At 69.7% G+C, this 17759-nt stretch carries 19 protein-coding genes, 1 tRNA gene and 1 pseudogene; 11 read left to right on the top strand and 10 right to left on the bottom strand.

The genetic code is table 11. The features are described 5' to 3' along the window. The first annotated feature begins 216 nt into the window (after positions 1-216). Complete coding sequence (locus F0U44_RS22840; protein ID WP_188113261.1) at positions 217-381, top strand: hypothetical protein; 165 nt, start codon at positions 217-219, stop codon at positions 379-381. 4 nt (positions 382-385) lie between these two features. On the opposite strand, the gene F0U44_RS01365 is transcribed toward F0U44_RS22840, so the two are convergent. After that, positions 386-1246, bottom strand: a complete 861-nt coding sequence (locus F0U44_RS01365; protein ID WP_149726470.1) for a hypothetical protein — start codon at positions 1244-1246, stop codon at positions 386-388. A 149-nt stretch (positions 1247-1395) separates the two neighbouring features. Then, positions 1396-1554, bottom strand: coding sequence for a DUF5679 domain-containing protein (locus F0U44_RS22835; protein ID WP_188113260.1), 159 nt, complete (start codon positions 1552-1554; stop codon positions 1396-1398). 196 nt (positions 1555-1750) lie between these two features. Between F0U44_RS22835 and F0U44_RS01360 the strand changes: the two genes are divergently transcribed. The 3 genes from F0U44_RS01360 (at position 1751) to F0U44_RS01350 (ending at position 4490) form a co-directional block, all read left to right on the top strand. Next, on the top strand, positions 1751-2491 hold the full coding sequence (locus F0U44_RS01360; protein ID WP_246160224.1) for an enoyl-CoA hydratase/isomerase family protein: 741 nt from the start codon (positions 1751-1753) through the stop codon (positions 2489-2491). A 373-nt stretch (positions 2492-2864) separates the two neighbouring features. Further along, complete coding sequence (locus F0U44_RS01355) at positions 2865-3929, top strand: PHP domain-containing protein (RefSeq protein WP_149726468.1); 1065 nt, start codon at positions 2865-2867, stop codon at positions 3927-3929. Between the two features lie 9 nt (positions 3930-3938). After that, positions 3939-4490, top strand: coding sequence for a M48 metallopeptidase family protein (locus F0U44_RS01350; RefSeq protein WP_149726467.1), 552 nt, complete (start codon positions 3939-3941; stop codon positions 4488-4490). An 18-nt stretch (positions 4491-4508) separates the two neighbouring features. Here the strand turns inward: F0U44_RS01350 and F0U44_RS01345 are convergent, their stop codons facing one another. Next, the gene (locus tag F0U44_RS01345; protein WP_149726466.1) at positions 4509-5069 is read right to left on the bottom strand and encodes an NUDIX hydrolase; all 561 of its coding nucleotides are present in this window, start codon (positions 5067-5069) and stop codon (positions 4509-4511) included. Further along, on the bottom strand, positions 5066-6454 hold the full coding sequence (locus tag F0U44_RS01340; RefSeq protein WP_149726465.1) for a zinc-dependent metalloprotease: 1389 nt from the start codon (positions 6452-6454) through the stop codon (positions 5066-5068). Before F0U44_RS01340 ends, F0U44_RS01345 begins: the two co-directional genes overlap by 4 nt. A gap of 22 nt (positions 6455-6476) precedes the next feature. Between F0U44_RS01340 and F0U44_RS01335 the strand changes: the two genes are divergently transcribed. The 6 genes from F0U44_RS01335 (at position 6477) to F0U44_RS01310 (ending at position 12244) form a co-directional block, all read left to right on the top strand. Beyond that, a complete protein-coding gene (locus F0U44_RS01335) occupies positions 6477-6908 on the top strand; it encodes a molybdenum cofactor biosynthesis protein MoaE (protein WP_438616478.1) in 432 nt (143 codons plus the stop codon). A gap of 34 nt (positions 6909-6942) precedes the next feature. Beyond that, a complete protein-coding gene (locus tag F0U44_RS01330; protein ID WP_188113259.1) occupies positions 6943-7275 on the top strand; it encodes a hypothetical protein in 333 nt (110 codons plus the stop codon). A 44-nt stretch (positions 7276-7319) separates the two neighbouring features. Next, a complete protein-coding gene (locus F0U44_RS01325) occupies positions 7320-8369 on the top strand; it encodes a YlbL family protein (RefSeq protein WP_149726463.1) in 1050 nt (349 codons plus the stop codon). A gap of 14 nt (positions 8370-8383) precedes the next feature. Next, positions 8384-8932, top strand: coding sequence for a PPA1309 family protein (locus F0U44_RS01320; protein ID WP_149726462.1), 549 nt, complete (start codon positions 8384-8386; stop codon positions 8930-8932). Then, entirely contained in the window at positions 8929-12105 is a 3177-nt protein-coding gene (locus F0U44_RS23255; RefSeq protein WP_223163545.1) for a UPF0182 family protein, read from the top strand. The genes F0U44_RS01320 and F0U44_RS23255 overlap by 4 nt, the downstream gene beginning before the upstream one ends. Before the next feature lie 65 nt (positions 12106-12170). Further along, positions 12171-12244, top strand: a tRNA-Met gene (locus tag F0U44_RS01310). Between the two features lie 76 nt (positions 12245-12320). Here F0U44_RS01310 and F0U44_RS23460 read toward each other — a convergent pair. Both F0U44_RS23460 and F0U44_RS01305 read right to left on the bottom strand, forming a co-directional pair. After that, positions 12321-12515, bottom strand: coding sequence for an AMP-binding enzyme (locus F0U44_RS23460; RefSeq protein WP_246160223.1), 195 nt, complete (start codon positions 12513-12515; stop codon positions 12321-12323). Then, positions 12473-13072, bottom strand: coding sequence for an AMP-binding protein (locus tag F0U44_RS01305; protein WP_246160221.1), 600 nt, complete (start codon positions 13070-13072; stop codon positions 12473-12475). Before F0U44_RS01305 ends, F0U44_RS23460 begins: the two co-directional genes overlap by 43 nt. On the opposite strand from F0U44_RS01305, the pseudogene F0U44_RS23845 reads away from it, so the two are divergent. Beyond that, a pseudogene (locus F0U44_RS23845) lies at positions 13020-13160 on the top strand (hypothetical protein); the annotation flags it as partial. The gene F0U44_RS01305 and the pseudogene F0U44_RS23845 overlap by 53 nt on opposite strands. Positions 13161-13393: 233 nt before the next feature. Here the strand turns inward: F0U44_RS23845 and F0U44_RS01295 are convergent. From F0U44_RS01295 to F0U44_RS01280, 4 genes are read right to left on the bottom strand one after another with little or no spacing between them, the layout of a single operon-like run. Beyond that, complete coding sequence (locus F0U44_RS01295) at positions 13394-13600, bottom strand: AMP-binding protein (RefSeq protein WP_149726461.1); 207 nt, start codon at positions 13598-13600, stop codon at positions 13394-13396. Continuing rightward, the gene (locus F0U44_RS01290) at positions 13597-14985 is read right to left on the bottom strand and encodes a flavin monoamine oxidase family protein (protein ID WP_149726460.1); all 1389 of its coding nucleotides are present in this window, start codon (positions 14983-14985) and stop codon (positions 13597-13599) included. The genes F0U44_RS01295 and F0U44_RS01290 overlap by 4 nt, the downstream gene beginning before the upstream one ends. 6 nt (positions 14986-14991) lie before the next feature. Further along, positions 14992-16062, bottom strand: coding sequence for an alpha/beta hydrolase (locus F0U44_RS01285; RefSeq protein WP_149726459.1), 1071 nt, complete (start codon positions 16060-16062; stop codon positions 14992-14994). After that, positions 16059-17582 (bottom strand): flavin-containing monooxygenase, encoded by a 1524-nt coding sequence (locus F0U44_RS01280; RefSeq protein WP_149726458.1) that lies wholly within the window; start codon positions 17580-17582, stop codon positions 16059-16061. The genes F0U44_RS01285 and F0U44_RS01280 overlap by 4 nt, the downstream gene beginning before the upstream one ends. Positions 17583-17759: the final 177 nt, after the last annotated feature.

Genomic DNA, 17759 nt, shown 5'->3' with positions numbered 1-17759 from the left:
CTCCTTCGAGCACCTGATCGCGGGTGATAAGTAAAGAAAGGCCGGAGTACGACGAAACCCGTCGTGCTCCGGCCTTTCTGCATTCTCGGGGCCGAGCGTGTCGCAAACGGCGCCGCGCCGCCCGGACGCTCGCAAGCTCGGTCCGGGGACGCCACGCCGTGCGGCTTCGCCGCGGTGCGCCACGCTGCCGGCCGCCCCAGGGTCTAGCCTGAAGAGGTGCCCGTGACCTGCGACTTCTGCGGCTCCTTCGCTCCCGACGAACTGGCGCCGTTGACCTGGAGCACGTCCGTCGAGCGCGGTCGCACCCGCCGGTTCTGCGAGGACTGCTCGCGCCAGCACCTGCGCTCCATGGAGAGCAAGCTCGACACCGAGTGGTGGTAGGTCCTCAGGCCAGGTCGAGCAGCAGGTCCCACGCGCACCCGCAGTGCGGGTGTCGCAGCCACTGCATGACGCGTGGAGCGCTCCCCGGGCCGATGTCGACGGTCGCCGACCAGGTGCTCGGCTCGTCGCCCTCCAGGTAGCGGCTCAGGTCTCGCACCGCCCAGGCCAGGGCCAGCTGGTCGAGCACCGGGTCGACGGGACTGACCCCGCCGCTCCGGGCGGCCTGTTCGAGGAGGAACGGCCGACGCGGGTCGCTCTCGGCTTCGTGCGCATCGACGCAACGCAGGCAGGCGGTGCGGCCGGGTTCGACGAAGGGCCCGACGCGTCGCCCGGCCGCGTCGCCGGACACGACCAGGTGGGGGACGCCCGCACGCACCAGGGGATCGAGCGTGTCCCGGGAGACCTGTCCGGTCTCCACGACCAGCCACACCGCAGGGGCGCCGTCGTCGACGACCAGCCCCGCTGAGGCGGCCAGGCTCGCGGCCAGGCTGCGGCACGCGGTAGCACCGCGTACGCCGATGGTGTGTCGTGAGCGGGCGGCGAGGCGTCGGGAGCCGTCGGAGCCGAACTGTGCCCGCGCCGCCGTGAGGTCGGGCCGGCCCGGGGCCGGCGCCCCGGTCAGCACCAGGTCGGCAGCGCGGAGCGCCGCCAAGGCGTGCGCGGCTTCTGGTGCCAACGACCCGGGCGACGGGACCGTCGCGCCGTCGCGGAGAGTGGCGAGAAGGTCGCGGACCTCGGGCCGGTCAGGAAGACACGCGGCGAGGGGTGGGTGCAGGCCGACCTGGAGCGTGTCGGCGTCGCGCCGTACGACCGGGATGCCAGGCCTCAGCAGCAGCACCGCGGGCGGGGTAGCAGTGACCGGCATGCCCGAAGGCTGGCAGGTCAGCGGCCGGAGCGGTGCTGCTCATCCACAGGCCCGACCTCGCAAGCTCGGTCGAAGGCGGGTGAAAAATAGCGCGCGGGCGGCGCCACCCGTGAGGATGGGCCGCCCGCTGCGGTAGCTCGAGTTGGTGCTCAGGCCTTGCCGAGGATGCGGTTCAGGTTGGTGCTGCAGACGGGGCAGACAGCCTTAGCCATACGGGTGCCCTTGTCGTTGACCTTGACCTCGCCGCTCGCCTCGCGCTTCTCCTTGCACTTCACGCAGTAGAACTCACCGCTCCAGGTCTCCGCCATGACGGCCTCCTCATTCATTTCACTTCGGTCGTCGCGACGGGAGGGACTAGGGAAGCCCGCCGGGGTCCGCCGCTTGCGCCTTGGACCTCTCTGACCCTACGACACGCCGGTCGGCAGGCTCGGTAGCGTGCTCGGTATGTCGAAAACCAGTGATGTGACCCATTTGCGGCTCGAGCGGCCCGCCGAAGGGGTCGCAATGCTCGTCCTGGACCTCCCGGAGCTGCGCAACGCGATGAGCGACGAGATGACCGCGTCGTGGGTCAGGGCGGTCGATGAGCTGGTCGGAGACCCGTCGGTGCGTGCCGTCGTGGTGACGGGGGAGGGCAGTGCCTTCTCCTCCGGGGGCAACACCGCGTGGCTCGCGAGCGAGCCCGACGCGACGGTCGACCAGCTGCGCTCACGGATGATGCGCTTCTACCGGGCCTGGCTGTCGATCCGCCGGCTCGAGGTCCCGACGATCGCCGCGATCAACGGCCCCGCCATCGGAGCGGGGCTGGCGATCGCGCTCGCCTGCGACATCCGCTACGCCGCGCGGGGTGCGCGGATGGGCGTGCCCTTCACGAAGCTGGGCCTCCACCCGGGGATGGCGACGACGTACCTCCTGCCCGAGGTGGTCGGTGCGGCAGCGGCCCGCGACCTGCTGCTGACCGGCCGACTGGTCGACGCCGACGAGGCGCTCGGTCTCGGGCTGGTGTCGCGGGTCATCGATCCCGAGGGTTTCCGCGAGACGGTCCTCGGCGCCGCGGTCGACATCGCTGCCACGGCCCCGATCGCGACGCGACTCACCAAGTCGGCGCTGGCCCGTGGCCACGCGAGCGTCGAGGCGTGCCTGGACTGGGAGGGGCTGGCCCAGCCGGTCACGATGGCGACCGCGGACCTGCAGGAGGGCATCCGGGCGGTGCAGGAGAAGCGCGCGCCGCACTTCGAGGGCCGCTGACCAGTTTCGAGGGACGCGGGAAAAATGAGGAGACCCCCGGTGTGCTTCGCGCCGTTTGCCTTCCCCTTGCGAACGGCGTTGGCACCCCGGGGGCCCCATCTGGGCGCAACGCTAGGGAGCGGAAGGAACCCCGGTCAATCCACCGGGACCCTGCCCTGTGGACAAGGGTGTGGACGAAGATGTGGATGATGCCGAAACACCGTGGAAAGTCATGGGAGAGCGCTGTGGACAGCTTGGGGAAGGCGGGCACCGCGCGGTCGCCGTACTGCCGGTTGACCAGCGGTAACGCGGTTTCTCGCTCCTCCACCGACTGTGGACAAAAGAAATGTGACGCCGATCTCGGCGTGTCTGCCCGTTTGAGGCTGGTGGCGGCGTGAACGCGGGCGATCCCTACGACGGCAGCCCGGTCGCGGCACTGCGGCGCATCGCGTTCCTGCTCGAGCGCGGCCGTGCCGACACGTTCAAGGTGCAGGCCTACCGGAAGGCGGCCGGAGCGATCCTCCCGCTGTCGGCCGACGAGGTGGCGGCCCGAGCCTCCGCCGGCACCCTGACCGAGCTGGCCGGCGTCGGCGCGAGCACCGCCCGGGTGATCGCCGACGCTGCCGCGGGCCGGGTGCCCGAGCGGTTGGCCGAGGCCGAGGAGCAGTACGGCGTCCTGCCCGTCTCGGGCGGCACCGGCCTTCGCGCAGCCCTGCGCGGTGACCTGCACTCCCACTCGGACTGGTCCGACGGCGGCTCGCCCATCGAGGAGATGGCGATGACCGCGATGGAGCTCGGTCACGACTACCTCGTGCTGACCGACCACTCGCCGCGCCTCAAGGTGGCGCGGGGGCTGAGCGCGGAGCGGTTGGCCCGTCAGCTCGACGTGGTCGACGCGGTCAACACGCACCTCTCAGCGCTCGCCCCGGCCGGACAGGCGGGGGAGTTCCGGCTGCTGAAGGGCATCGAGGTCGACATCCTCGACGACGGCGGCCTCGACCAGACCGACGAGATGTTCAGCCGGCTCGAGGTCAGGGTCGCCAGCGTGCACTCCAAGCTGGCGATGGATCCGGGCCCGATGACGAAGCGGATGATCACGGCGATCCAGAACCCGTGGATGAACGTGCTCGGCCACTGCACGGGCCGACTGGTGACCGGCAACCGCGGCACCCGGGCGCAGTCGAGGTTCGACGCGCGCGCCGTCTTCGAGGCGTGCGCCGAGCACGGCGTGGCGGTCGAGATCAACTCCCGCCCCGAGCGGCGCGACCCGCCGACCGACCTGCTTGAGCTCGCCCGGGACACCGGGTGCCTCTTCTCGATCGACAGCGACGCCCATGCGCCCGGTCAGCTCGACTTCCTCGTGCTCGGGTGTGAACGGGCCGAGGCGGCCGGGATCGACACCGATCGGATCGTCAACACGTGGCCGGTGGAGCGCCTCTTGGAGTGGGCGGCGCGATAACGTCGAGCCATGTCGGAGCCGTCTCCGCAGGTCGAGGTGCGTCGCTCGGGGCGACGGCGTCGGACCGTGTCGGCCTACGTCGAGGACGACCGCATCGTCGTCCTCGTGCCGGACAACCTCTCCCGCGCTGAAGAGCGCGACTGGGTCCGCAAGATGGTGCAGCGCCTGCAACGGCGTGAGCAGCGCGCGCGCCGTACCGATGCCGACCTGTTGCGACGGGCCCGCGAGCTCAACGACCAGTACCTCGGCGGCCTCGCCGAGCCGGTCTCCGTCACCTGGGTCGCCAACCAGCGGGCCCGGTGGGGGTCGTGCACGCCCAACGACCGGACCATCCGGCTCAGCGAACGGCTGCAGCGGGTGCCGGACTGGGTGGTCGACTACGTGCTCGTGCACGAGCTGGCGCACCTGATCGAGCCGGGGCACAACGAGGCGTTCTGGGGTTGGGTGGGCCATTACCCCCACACCGCGAAGGCGAAGGGCTACCTGCTCGGTTGGTCCGACGCCGCCAAGCTCGCCCCGCCCGACGCGGCGACCGGCTTCCCGCAGGGCGACGCCGACTGACCTCGACCCGGGGCCCGGTCACACCAGGGAGCGGGCGATCCCCACCAGGTCGACCATCCCCGGCTCGAGCTCAGGCAGCCCGTCGACCGGCCACCAGCGCACGTCGAGGGACTCCTCGCTGGTGATCTCCTGCGCGCTCGCAGGTGCGATCGCGACGTAGCGGACGTCGAGGTGGCGCACGGTGTAGTCGGGCCCGCGCGGGTCGCAGAAGGGCACCGGGTGCACGTCGAGCTGGGCGGGCGCCGGCACCAGCCGCAGGTCGGGGATGCCGGACTCCTCCCGCGCCTCGCGCGCAGCGACGTCGGCAAGCGTCGCGTCGCCCGGCTCGCAGTGGCCGCCGAAGGCGAACCAGCGCCGCGCCTTCTTGTGCAGGTTGAGCAGCACCCGCTCGCCGGCGCTGTCGATCACGAGTGCGCCGGCGGTGATGTGGTCGGGGTACGCCGAGCGCCACATGCCGTCAGGCGTGGCCTCCAGGTGCGCGACGAAGCGCGTGCGCAGCGCGTCCTGGTCGGCGTCGGGCGCGCGCCAGTCCCGCAGCGTTGCCAGCGCATCGGCGTGCAGCGGGTCGGGCAGGGTCACTCGCCCGTCTCGCCGGTCTCGCCCGTCTCGCCGTCGAGGAGCTTGCGCAGCTCCTCGTCGAAGACGTCGTCGGACATCGCGTCAGGCTGAGTGGCCTCGGCGCGGAAGCTCAGCGGGTCGTCGAGGTCGCTCGCGGTCGGCAGGAGGTCGGGGTGCATCCAGACGCCGTCGCGCGCTTCGGGGCCCGAGCGCGACCGCAGGCCGCCCCACAGCGTGGAGGCGTCGCGCAGCCGGCGTGGCCGCAGTTCGAGGCCCACGAGCGCTGCGAAGGTCTGCTCGGCCGGACCGCCGGCGGCGCGGCGGCGCCGCGAGGCCTCGCGCAGCTTGGTCGCAGCGGGCATCCGCTCCGCGGTCGCTACTCCGACGACCTCGTCGACCCAGCCCTCGACCAGCGCGAGCGCGATCTCGAGTCGGGACAGCGCGGACTCCTGCTGGGGCGACACCGGCGGCTCGAAGAGCCCGCCCTCGAGCAGACCCTGCACGGAGCTGGGGTCCATCGGGTTGATGCCGCGCATCTGCTCCTCGATGCGCTCCTGCATCTGCTGCACGTTGAGCTCGAGGCCCTGGGCGTAGTCGGTGACCGCACCGACGAGGTGCTCGCGCAGCCACGGCACGTGGGCGAAGAGCCGCTGGTGGGCGGCCTCGCGCAGCGCGAGGTAGAGGAGTACGTCGTCTTCGGTGACGTCGAGGCCCTCGGCGAAGGCCTTCACGTTGCTCATCACGACGGCGGCCTTGCCGGGCGCGCCCAGCGGGAGGCCGATGTCGGAGGCGGTGAGCACCTCACCTGCCAGCCCGCCGAGGCCCTGGCCGATCTGCGCGGCGAGCATGCCGCCGACGGCCTGCCCGATGATGCCGAGCAGGGGGCCGGCAGTCGCCTGCATCTCCTGGGGCAGCGCTGAGCTGAGACCGCTGACGGACCTGGTGGCGACCGGCTCGACGAGGACCTTCCACACCGGGCGGGTCTCGACGACCCACTCGGCCCGGCTCCACGCGGCGGTCGAGGTCACGCCGGACGGGAACTCGGTGGCGGTGTCGAGCCAGTGGTCGGCCAGCCGGACCGCGTCGGCGACCCGGTCCTGGTCCTTGGTGCCGGGGGAGGGGTCGGGCTGCTGGGCGACCTCGGCACGGGCCAGGTCGTCGACCATCTTCCAGTTCAGCGGACCCTCGTGGGGCTCCATCATCGCCTTGAACTGGTTGAAGATCTGGCCGAGATCCATCCCGCCGAGGCCGCCTGCTCCGCCCAGGCCGCCCATTCCGGGGAGGCCTCCCATCCCGGCGAGCGGGCCGCCGGCACCGAAGAGGTGCTCGAACGGCGTGCCCTTGAAGGGGTTGGGCTGGCCCGATCCTGCGTCGTCTTCGGGGTCGGGCACGGGGTCGTTCGCCATGCCTCCAAAGTACTCTGCCGCTGTGAGCAGCCATCCCGCCGTACGGCTCGTCGACATCCAGGACGGCCCGCTGTCGGTCGACGACGTGGTGAAGAGCCTCGACGACGATGCGTCGGGCGGGCTGGTGCTCTTCGTCGGTCGCGTGCGCAACCACGACGACGGCAAGGGCGTGACCGGACTGGCCTACTCCGCGCACCCGACCGCGCTCACGCGGTTGCAGGAGGTGTGCGACCGCGTCGCCGAGCAGTACGACGTCAGCGGGCTCGCCGCTGTCCACCGGGTCGGCGACCTGGCGATCGGCGACCTCGCGGTGGTGGTCGCCACCGCGTCGGCCCACCGCGGCACGTCCTTCGAGGCGAGCCGCGCGCTCATCGACACCCTCAAGGCCGAGGTCCCAATCTGGAAGCACCAGCTCTTCTCCGACGGCACCGAGGAATGGGTCGGCGCGCCGTAACGGGGCGGCGCACGTAGCGCTTTACCCTCGCTAGGTGGACATCCTTCTCTGGCTCGTGCCCGCGGCCGTCGTCACTCTCGTGACGATGCTGTGGGTCGGCTGGTGGGGGCGTGAGGGTCGTGGTGAGGTCGATCGTGAGACCGCCGCGCGCCGTCTGGGCGAGGCCTTGAGCCGGGAGCAGAAGCGTCGCCCGGGCTATGCCGTCGCGCGCCGCGTCCCGGACCGGAGCACGGGTGTGGCCCTGCGTCCGTCGAAGCGCCCGTCGTTGGCCCAGGCGGCCGTCGCGCCCAGCGTGGAGGAGCCGGCAGCCGCGATCGAGGCTCCCGCGACCGACGACGGCCAGCGGGCCGACCGGCAGGCCAGCTGAGATCCGGTCCCCGGCGCCTTGGCGCCGGGTGAGAAGGTAACGCCATGAGTCAGCGCTGGATCGCCTTCGCCGTCGCGGCGCCGCTGACGTTCCTGCTGTTCGTGCTCGCGGCCTTCGCGCCGCTGCCCTACTCGGTCTACAGCCCGGGCCCGACCTTCGACGTGCTCGGCAAGGACGCCAACGAGTCGGAGATCATCCAGGTGGTCGGCCACAAGACCTATCGCGACGACGGCCAGATCCGGTTCACGACCGTGTCGAGCTCGGCACGTGGCGACAAGGAGACGCTCCTCAGCGCTCTCGATGCGTGGCTCGACCCCGACGAGGCGGTCATCCCCTACGACATCGCGCACCCGCCGAGCAAGACGGCCGACGACGAGGAACGCGAAGGGGCCGTCTCGATGGTCGGCTCGCAGGACGCTGCGATCGCCACCGCGATGCGCGAGCTGGGCTACAAGGTCAAGACGGGCATCCAGGTCGCCTTCGTCGACGACAAGGGCGCCGCCTTCGGCGAGCTGCGCGTGCGCGACAAGATCCTCAAGGTCGACGGCAAGCCGCTGAAGACCGGCGAGCAGCTGGTCGAAGCCATCCAGAAGCACGGTCCGGGCGACCCGGTCACCCTCCTGATCGAGCGCAACCACAAGGAGCTGACCGTCGAGCTGGAGCCCGAGGAGACCGTCGTCGACGGTGACCGGGCGATGCGCATCGGCATCACGCCGGGCATCGGCTACGACTTCCCCTTCGATGTGACCATCCAGGTCGACCCGACGATCGGTGGACCGAGCGCGGGCCTGATGTTCTCGCTGGCCGTCTACGACACGTTGACTCCGGGCTCGCTGACCGATGGCGCGATCATCGCCGGCACCGGCACGATCGACGACGCCGGCAGCGTCGGACCGATCGGCGGGATCGAGCAGAAGATCGCGGGTGCCGGGGATGCCGGCGCGCAGCTCTTCTTCGTGCCCAAGGACAACTGCTCTGACGTGAAGGGTCTCGACACCGACATGGAGCTGGTGAAGGCCGAAACCATGCACGGTGCGCTCGAGGCCCTGAAGGCCTGGACCGCCGACCACGACGCCGATCTGCCCCGCTGCTGACCCGAGGACTGGCATTGGACTTCGAGCTCGAGATCGATCCCGCACTCGCTACGGCCGTGCTGGAGATCGAGCAGCACCATGCGAGCGCCGGCTGGGACCAGCCGGCCCGGCTCTACGCCCTCGTCGACACCGCTGACCTCGTCCTGCGCGAGCCCGCGCTGGCCGCGATGCTCGGCCTCGACGACTCCCGCGAGGCCGGTTCGCTGACGCCGATCGAGCAGGAGGAGCTGGCCGCCGGCCAGGAGCTCGAGGAGTTCCTCGGCACGATCAGCTGGCCCGACGGGGTCGCTGGCTGTGCCGCCGTGGTCGAGCGCCTGGTGCTGCCGCCCGCCGCTGACGGGCACGTCCCGGACGACCCGACCGCCGCTGCCGAATATGCGAGCGAGCACCCGGACAAGCAAGAGGTTCGGATCGTAGCGGGCGTGACCCGCCACGGGGCGTCGTACTGTGCCTTGCGGCTGCGTGCCGAAGACGATGACCTGTCGGTGATGGGTGGGGCCGACCTGGTGCCCAGCCTGCTCGCGCTGTTGCGGGCCACACTGGAGGACGAGGAGACAACGTGAGCGACTTGTTCGACGACGAGCCCGGTGATGTCGAGACCCGCCGACCCGGGAGCCGAGCGCGCGCGCTGGTGATCACCGGCGTCGTGCTGATCGTGCTGTTCTTCGCGCTCACGACGTTCTCCTCGATCTACACCGACCGGCTCTGGTACGACGAGGTCGGCTACAGCCAGGTCTTCAGCACGATGCTGTGGACCCGGGTCGGGCTGTTCCTCGTCTTCGGCCTGCTGATGGGCGCGACGGTCGCCGTCAACATGTACCTCGCCTACCGCTTCCGGCCGCTGTTCCGGCTCCCCGGTGGTGACGGCAGCGTCGATCGCTACCGCGACGCGGTCACCCCGATCCGCGGCTGGCTGCTCGCCGGCGTCGCGATCGTGGTCGGCATCTTTGCCGGCACCTCGGGCCTCGGGCACTGGCGCACCTACCTGTTGTGGCGCCACGGGCAGCCGTTCAAGACCGAGGACGCCTACTTCCACAAGGACATCAGCTTCTACGTCTTCGACCTGCCGTGGTGGCACTTCCTGGTCGACTTCGTGATGGCGGCGACGATCGTCGCCGTGCTCGCGACCGCGGTCGTCCACTACCTGTACGGCGGCATCCGCCTCCAGGTCCAGCACGACCGTCTGTCGGGGGCTGCCCAGGCGCAGTTGTCGGTGCTGCTCGGCATCTTCGTGCTCGCCAAGGGCGTCGACTACTACCTCGACCGCTTCGACCTGGTGACCAACGACAACAGCCTGTTCACCGGCATGAACTACACCGGCGAGAACGCGTTGCTGCCAGCGCGCAACATCCTCATCGGCGTCGCGGTGATCTGCGCGATCCTCTTCTTCGCCAACATCTGGCGCCGCACCTGGCAGCTGCCCTCGGTGGGCCTCGCGCTGCTCGTGCTCTCCTCCATCCTGCTCGGGATGATCTGGCCGGCGATCGTCCAGAACTTCCAGGTCAACCCCACTGAGGCGGACAAGGAAGAGACCTACATCCAGAACAACATCGACGCGACGCGCGCGGCCTACGGCATCAGCGACGTCGAGCCGACGGAGACCGACGGTGTGCCGCAGGGCGACAAGCCCGACGCCGTGTCGCTCCAGACGCAGCTCGCGACCATGCCGGTGGTCGACCCCAAGCAGGTCTTCCAGACCTTCGAGCAGCGTCAGCAGCCGCGTCTCTACTACTCGGTGGCGCCGGTTCTCGACGTGGACCGCTACTCGCTCCACGGGGCCGAGACGCCCCTTGTGCTGGGTGTGCGGGAGCTCGACCAGAACGGCATCAACGACGCCGACAAGAACTGGTCCAACCTGCACACGGTCTACACCCACGGCGAGGGCGTGATCGCCGCCTACGCCAACCGCGTCTCGGAGAACATCAACGACCCCAACGGGCGGATGGTCTGGGCCGAGGGCATCACGCAGGGCTCCGAGAACGTCTTCTCCGACCTCCCTGACTTCGAGGACCGGATCTACTACGGCGAGCAGAGCCCCGACTACTCGGTGGTCGGCAAGGAGTCCGACGACTCCGATCCCGTCGAGCTGGGTCTCGACGACATCGACGTCAGCGCCACGCCCACTGATGAGCCGACCGACAGCCCGACTGACGAGCCGACCGATGAGCCGACCGATGAGGCCACGGATGGATCGAGCGACGGGGCCACGGACGAGCCGAGCGACGAGCCGACCGACACCGCTACCGCTACCGATGGCGCCACGGAAGAGCCCACCGAGGAGCCGGCCGAGGACGTGTCCCAGGAGGTCGACGACACCGCGTCGACCTACGACGGCAAGGGTGGCGTGCCGATCGGCAGCACCTTCCGGCAGCTGATGTACGCGGTGAAGTTCGGCGAGGCCAACTTCTTGCTGTCGGGCCGGGTCAACGAGAACTCGCGCGTGCTCTACAACCGTGAGCCGCAGACGCGCGTCGAGAAGGTCGCGCCCTGGCTGACCGTCGACGGCGACCCCTACCCGGCCGTGATCGACGGCCGCGTCCAGTGGATCCTCGACGGCTACACGACGACCGACCGTTACCCCAACGCGCAGCGCGAGTCCTTCGAGTCGATGATCGACGACTCGCTCCAGGACAACAGCGCGGGCCTGCAGACGATCCCGACCGACGAGATCAACTACATGCGCTCCGCGGTCAAGGCGACGGTCGATGCCTACGACGGCACGGTGACGCTCTACGCCTGGGACGAGGAGGACCCGATCCTCCAGACGTGGATGAGCGCCTTCCCCGGCTCGGTGCAGCCGAAGTCGGCGATCCCGGAGGCGCTGATGGAGCACCTGCGCTACCCCGAGGACCTGTTCAAGGTGCAGCGCTACCAGTTGGCCCGCTACCACGTCACCGACGCGAGCGACTTCTACCAGGGCAACGACCGGTGGGAGGTCCCGGTCGACCCGCAGGTGGACAAAAGCCAGCAGCCGCCGTACCGCCTCTTCGTGCGCAACGACGCCGGCGGTCTGGACTGGGCGCTCACCTCGGTCTTCGTGCCGCGAGGTCGCGGCAACCTGGCGTCCTTCGTGTCGGTCAACTCCGACGCGGAGTCGCCGGAGTTCGGCCAGATCGAGCTGCTCGAGATGACCGACGAGGACGCCGCCGGTCCTGGCATCGCGGCCAACGAGATGCAGCAGGACTCGGGTGTGCGCGACAAGCTCCGCGACTACGTCGTCGCCAACACGCCACCGGTCTACGGCAACCTGCTGACGATCCCGACCGATGACGGCCTGATCTCCGTGCAGCCGGTCTACGCCGTGCGCACCAATGCGGAGTCCAGCTTCCCGATCCTGCAGTTCATCATCGTCCGCTACGGCTCTGACGTCGGCATCGGACGCGACATCCCCGACGCCCTCGCCGATGCTCTCGGGGTCAAGCTCCCTGAGGAGCCCAACGGCGACGGCAACGGCAACGGGGATGGCAACGGGAACGGGGATGGCAACGGCGACGGCAACGGCGACGGTGGCCCGAAGCTGACGATCGAGGAGAAGATCGAGAACGCTCTGCTCGCGGCCAGCAACGCCTTCGACAAGGCCGACGCTGCTCAGTCCGAGGGCGACACCGCCGAGTGGGGCAAGTGGATCGACGCAGCGGAGCGGCAGCTGCGCCGCGCTGTCGAGTTGTCCGCCGAGCGCGACGCGGCAGCCGAGAAGCCAGGGGACAAGCCCGCGGACGAGACCGCCGGTCAGTAGGGACGGGCTTCGCGGTTACCGATTTGGTCGGCTTTCGCTCCATCCAGTAACGTTGGGTTCACCGACGCGGGGTGGAGCAGCTCGGTAGCTCGCTGGGCTCATAACCCAGAGGTCGCAGGTTCAAATCCTGCCCCCGCTACAAAATCGAAGGGCCCGGACAGATTCTGTCCGGGCCCTTCGTGCGTGCGCACCCGCGGCGCGACGCGTGCTGGTGCTCAGGTCAGCTCGCGCTTGAGGATCTTCCCCGTCGCCGTCATCGGGAGCCCGCTCACGAACTCGATGATGCGCGGGTACTTGTACGACGCCATCTCCTGCTTGGCCCAGACCACGAGCTCGTCTGCGGTCAGCGCCGAACCGGGCTGGAGGATCACGAACGCCTTGACCTCCTCACCGTGGCTCTCGTGGGGCACACCGACGACCGCGGCCAGGCTGACCTCCGGGTGCAGCACCAGTACTTCCTCGATCTCGCGGGGGTAGATGTTGAACCCACCCGGATGATGAGGTCCTTGGACCGGTCGACGATGTAGTAATAGCCGTCTTGGTCGCGCCGTGCGAGGTCTCCGGTGCGGAACCAGCCGTCGCCGTCGATGACGGCGGCGGTCGCGTCGGGACGTCGGAAGTACCCCTTCATGACGTTGTGCCCCCTGACCGCGATCTCGCCGACTGCGTCGGGGGTCCACTCGATCGGGTTCCAGGAGTCCGGTTCGATCAGCTTCATCTCGACGCCGGGGATCGGTGTGCCGATTGAGCCCAGGCGCGGCGGTTCGTCGCGGGGCGCGAACGACGTCACAGGGGAGGTCTCGGACAGTCCGTAGCCCTCGGCGATCGTGACGCCCAGCTGTGTGGCGACCTGCCGGTGGATCGCGACGGGGAAGGCAGATCTGCCGGAGATCGCCAAGCGGAGGCTCTTGGCGATGGTGTCCACATCGGTGCGTTCGTCGAGCGCACCCAGCAGACCCCAGTACATCGTCGGTACGCCGCAGCCGCACACCTTTGCGTCCGTCGCGACCGACGAGGACGACACCGCCGTCATCCTTTACACGTCGGGGACCACCGGCCAACCGAAGGGCGCAGAGCTGCGCCACCGAAACATGCGGGACAACGCGCTGGCGTCGTCGCAGCCGAACAGGTCCTTGCCCGCCCGAACGTGCCGGCCTTCCCGATCGTGTACTAGCCACGGCCAGTCCGAAGGTCTCAGCGTCGGGGATCGACGTCGAGGCGATGCTCCCCCGGTTCGAGCCGGGACCTGCGACGAGCCGGACACCTACCTGTGCGTCCTACGGCATCCTCAAGGCCGGTGCGGTGGTCGTACCCCCATGAGGGCGACCTTGTCGCCGGGTGTGATCCCGCGCTCGGTCAGGAGGTTCGCGACCTGGTTCGCAGCGGCGTCCACCTGGCGGTAGGTCAGGCGCGTCGGCCCGGAGACGACGGCCTCGCGGTCGGGGTACCGGCGAGCCGATTCCTCCAGGAGGGAGTCCAGGTTCAGCGCGCTCAACTTGTGTCTCTGGCGAGGGCCGCCTCGGTGAGGCTCGCGAGAACCTTCGCCCCAGCCTGCTGGCCGGAGTTCGCCGCATCGGCGAGCGAGGGCATCTCGAGCTGGTAGTCGCCGGCGAGGTGGACCGGGCCGAGGTTCTGCCGCAACGTCGGCAGCGAGGCCCGTCCGTCCGGCGCCCAGAACGGCACCACGCGTGGGTGTCGGCGGAGGATGCCGTCGCCGAGCTTCCCCTCCAGCTGCGGATAGAGGGCGAGCAGGTCGGCAGTGAAGCGGGCGACGATCTCGTCGTCGGTGAGCTCGAACAGCCGGTCGGCCTCGGCACCGCCGGCGAAGCACGCGAGCGCTCCGCCCGGCTTCCGGGGGCCACCGCGGCGCAGGGCGGCCGCATGGTTGAACACCGCTTGGAAGGACTTGCCTGGCGTCGAGACCGCGAGGAAGTCGTCCCACTCCTGCGGGCCTTCTTCGTCGGTGAAGAAGCCGACGACGACGTACCGCCCGTAGTGGATGTCGTTGAACGCCTTGCGGTAGTCAGGCGGCAGCCCAGGCATGATGCGCACGGCGATGTCGGCGGGTACGGCGACGATCGCTCGCGCGGCTCTGAGGCGCACCGGGCCACTCGGGTCGTCGTAGTCGACGACGACCTCGTCGTCGGTCCAGGCGACCGATCGCACGGGGGAGTCCAGTCGGACCCGCTCGCCGAGGTCCTGCGCCAGGATGTCGGTGAGGGTCTGGTTGCCCCCCTCGGGCAGGGAGAGGTTCGGGACCTTCTCCGGATCGGTCAGCAAGATGCCCATCGAGAAGACGAACTGGGTGGCCGCGGTCTCCTCGGGCTCGCAGCCCATCCACTGCCCCGACCACGAGCGGACCATCTCTCGCGCCAGCTCGGACCTGACGCCGCGCAGCACGAAGTCGGCGCGTCGGGCGTCGAGCTTCGCACGGACCCGCTGGGCCCAGCGGTTGTCGGGGGACATCTCCAGGAACGGGACGTTCGCGAGGATCCGGGTGCCCACGGCCGCAAGGCCCAGCCGGTCCCCGAGACTCATCCGCGATCGGAACATGAGGCTGAAGGGATTCGAGGTGTCGACCTGCTTCCCGCCGAGCGAGAGAGCCACTGACTTGCCCTCGAGCGTTCCCATCCGGATGTCGTGGCGCTTCAGTGCGTCGATCAGGGGCCCGGTGCCCTCGGTGAACTGGGTCCCGACGTTGATCCAGTAGTCACCGCGCCGCACCGAGTCCACACGTCCGCCTGCCCGGTCCGAGGCCTCGAGCACGACGACGTCGCGGTCGGTGAGCGTGGTGGCCGCCATCAGGCCGGCGATGCCGGCACCGATCACAACGACCTCGCAGCGTTCCTCGCGTACCGCAGGGGCTGTCTTCGTCGCCATGTCCGGTCACCGTCCGTTCGTGAGGTCGGCGGTCCGTCCTGACCGTTCGTCCAGGGTTGTGCGGACCGCCGCGACGAGTCGCTCAGTCGCGGCCTTGCTGCTCGGGCTGAGGGCCGTGAAGGAGAGGTAGCCGTGCACGTTGCCGGCTTCGCGGATCACCTCCGTCGGCACGCCGCTCTCCAGCAGTGCTGTGGCGTAGGCGTGGCCGTCGTCGTGCAGCGGGTCGAACCCGCCGAGGGTGACGATGGCCCGCGGGAGGCCCTCGAGGCTCGCTGCGCGGAGCGGGGAGACGCGCGGATCAGCGACGTCCGTCCCCCCGGGCAGGTAGTGCCCCATGAACCACGCGACCTGCTTAGCGGTCAGCGCGGGGGAGTCGGCGAACTCGTCCTGGGAGGAGCGATGGACCGAGACGTCGGTCACCGGCTGGATCAGTACCTGGAGGAGGGGCTGGACGTCCTCGCCGCGCACCTGCTGGCAGAGGACCGCGGCGATGTTGCCGCCGGCGCTCTCGCCGGCCACGACAACCCGACGCGGGTCGATGCCCCAGTCCGCGGCGTGAGTGGCGACGTGGTGCCAGGCTGCAAGCGCGTCATCGTGTGCCGCAGGGAAGGGGTGCTCCGGTGCGAGGCGATACTCCACGGAGAGGACGTCGGCCCCGGTCCCGTGAGCGAGCATGCGGGCCGGAGCTGTGTAGCTCGCCCGGCTGCCGAGGGCGAAGCCGCCGCCGTGGAAGAACAGGATCAGGTCGCGGGCCGATTGCCCGGACCGGTAGCGGGTGGCCGACAGCCCGTCGCGGATCTCGACCTCCTCCTCGACGGCACATGGTGCGATGCGGTCGCCGAACAGCGCGAGGTCCCGCTCGGTGACCTGCCGCGCCTCAGCGGCGGACAGGTCGCTGAAGTCCGCGCCGGATTCGCTGAGCTTCATCAGGAGTGCCACGTCGGGGGCCATCCGGTCACCGGCGCTGTTGACCGGCGGACGCGCCAGCACCCGCTGGAGCGGGGCCGGCAAGCGGCTGAGCGCGACGAGGAGAAGCCGCTGGAGACGCTGGCCCAGGGTGAAGTGCTGCGTGCTCATGACGCGGCCTCGACGCTGACCAGGTGCGGCGCCTCGACGGCTCGCTTCGAGAACTGGAGATCGCGGTGGATCAGCCGTCCCTTGAAGAGACGGTTGTCCCTCACGAAGGTCGTGTGCATCCGCCACGGCTTGCCCGCGCCCTGGCGCGGCAGCTCCGCCTGAGCACGCTGCATGTAACCGGCCGAGAGGTCGAAGAGGCTCTGGGTGGCCATGCCCTCCGGTGCGACGGGCAGCGCGGTGTCGTAGCCCTTGCGGTCCATCTCGCGGATCACGTCGGCGACGAGCCGGGTCACGTTGCGGATGCGCAGCGTCCAGGTCGCCTTGGTGAAGCCGAGCATCATCGCCCAGTTGGGCACGCCGGACATGAGAGCGCCGTGGTAGAGCACGGTGTCGGCGACGTCGACGGGGGTGCCGTCGACTGTCGGCTTGATGCCGCCAAGCATCTGCATGACGAGCCCGGTCGCGGTGACGATGACGTCGGCCTCGAGCGTCTGGCCCGACTTCAGCAGGATGCCCTCGGGGGTGAACCGCTCGATCTGGTCCGTCACCACTGCGGCCTTGCCCTCGCGGATCACCTCGAAGAAGTCGCCGTCCGGGGTGGCGCACAGGCGCTGGTCCCAGGGGTTGTAGGGCGGCGCGAAATGGGTGTCGACGTCGAAGCCCGGCGGCAGTTCCTTGGCCGTCATGCCGCGCAGGAGCTTGCGTCCGAAGTTGGGGAAGCGGGACATCACGGTCACGAGGAAGTGGTCGCGCCGAATGTTCTTGATCCGGGTCAGTGCGTAGCCGCGTCGCGCGCCGAAGATCTTCATGAGGAGGAGAGCGATCTTGTCCACCCGGGGGATCGAGGCGACGTAGCTCGGGGTGCGCTGGAGCATGGTGACGTGGGCGGCCGCGCTCTCGCCCTTCAGCATCGCGGGGAGCATCGTCACGGCGGTGGCACCGCTGCCGATGATGACCACGCGCTTGCCGCTGTGGTCGTAGTCCTCGGGCCAGTGCTGTGGGTGGAGGATGTCGCCGCGGAAGTCCTCGCGACCTTCGAAGTGGGGCTCGAAGCCCTGGTCGTAGCGGTAGTAGCCGGTGCCGCTGAAGACGAAGCCGGCCTTGATGGTCTTCCTCGTCTCGGTGCCCGCCTCGTCGGTCGCGGTGACCTCGAGCGTCCACTGCGCTTCGTCGCTGGACCAGTCGGCCGCGGTGACGCGGTGGCGAAGGCGCAGGATCTTGTCGAGCCCGAACTCAGTGACGGTCTCGGCCATGTAGCTCCGGATCAGCGCGCCCTCGGCGATCGCGTCGTCGTGCATCCACGGCTTGAACGCGTAGCCGTAGTGGTGCACGGCGTCGTCGGACCGAATCCCCGGGTAGCGGAAGAGGTCCCAGGTTCCACCGATTGCGTCGCGGCCCTCGAGCAGGAGGACCTTCTTGTCGGGGAAGTCGGCGGTCAGGTACGTCGCCGCACCGATGCCGGACAGGCCGGCGCCGATGACGACGATGTCGGCCGTCTCCGTCGTGTGGTGGTGGTTCATCTCAGCGCCTCCGTGAGTTAGTCATTTGATTGAGTCTTTTGGCCAAGTGTGTGGCAAGGGTCACCTGTCGTCAAGGGGCTCTCGCGAATTCGGGAGCTGGTCGCGATCTCGTCCGGCTCGGTGGTTGACAACGTGACCTGAAGCACGCACCATCATGGTCACACGTTATAGTCAAAT

The sequence above is a fragment of the Nocardioides humilatus genome, assembly GCF_008373755.1.
GTDB classification, from domain to species: domain Bacteria; phylum Actinomycetota; class Actinomycetes; order Propionibacteriales; family Nocardioidaceae; genus Nocardioides; species Nocardioides humilatus.
This window is presented reverse-complemented; position numbering and strand designations above follow the sequence as displayed.

Bases quoted from the DNA above. Each gene is read 5' to 3' on its own strand.
- F0U44_RS22835 (WP_188113260.1), bottom strand. From the start codon at position 1,554: ATGGCGGAGACCTGGAGCGGTGAGTTCTACTGCGTGAAGTGCAAGGAG.
- F0U44_RS01280 (WP_149726458.1), bottom strand. From the start codon at position 17,582: ATGAACCACCACCACACGACGGAGACGGCCGACATCGTCGTCATCGGC.
- F0U44_RS01350 (WP_149726467.1), top strand. From the start codon at position 3,939: ATGTCGGAGCCGTCTCCGCAGGTCGAGGTGCGTCGCTCGGGGCGACGG.
- F0U44_RS01340 (WP_149726465.1), bottom strand. From the start codon at position 6,454: ATGGCGAACGACCCCGTGCCCGACCCCGAAGACGACGCAGGATCGGGC.
- F0U44_RS01285 (WP_149726459.1), bottom strand. From the start codon at position 16,062: ATGAGCACGCAGCACTTCACCCTGGGCCAGCGTCTCCAGCGGCTTCTC.
- F0U44_RS01365 (WP_149726470.1), bottom strand. From the start codon at position 1,246: ATGCCGGTCACTGCTACCCCGCCCGCGGTGCTGCTGCTGAGGCCTGGC.
- F0U44_RS01290 (WP_149726460.1), bottom strand. From the start codon at position 14,985: ATGGCGACGAAGACAGCCCCTGCGGTACGCGAGGAACGCTGCGAGGTC.
- F0U44_RS01305 (WP_246160221.1), bottom strand. From the start codon at position 13,072: ATGTACTGGGGTCTGCTGGGTGCGCTCGACGAACGCACCGATGTGGAC.
- F0U44_RS01360 (WP_246160224.1), top strand. From the start codon at position 1,751: ATGCTCGTCCTGGACCTCCCGGAGCTGCGCAACGCGATGAGCGACGAG.
- F0U44_RS01325 (WP_149726463.1), top strand. From the start codon at position 7,320: ATGAGTCAGCGCTGGATCGCCTTCGCCGTCGCGGCGCCGCTGACGTTC.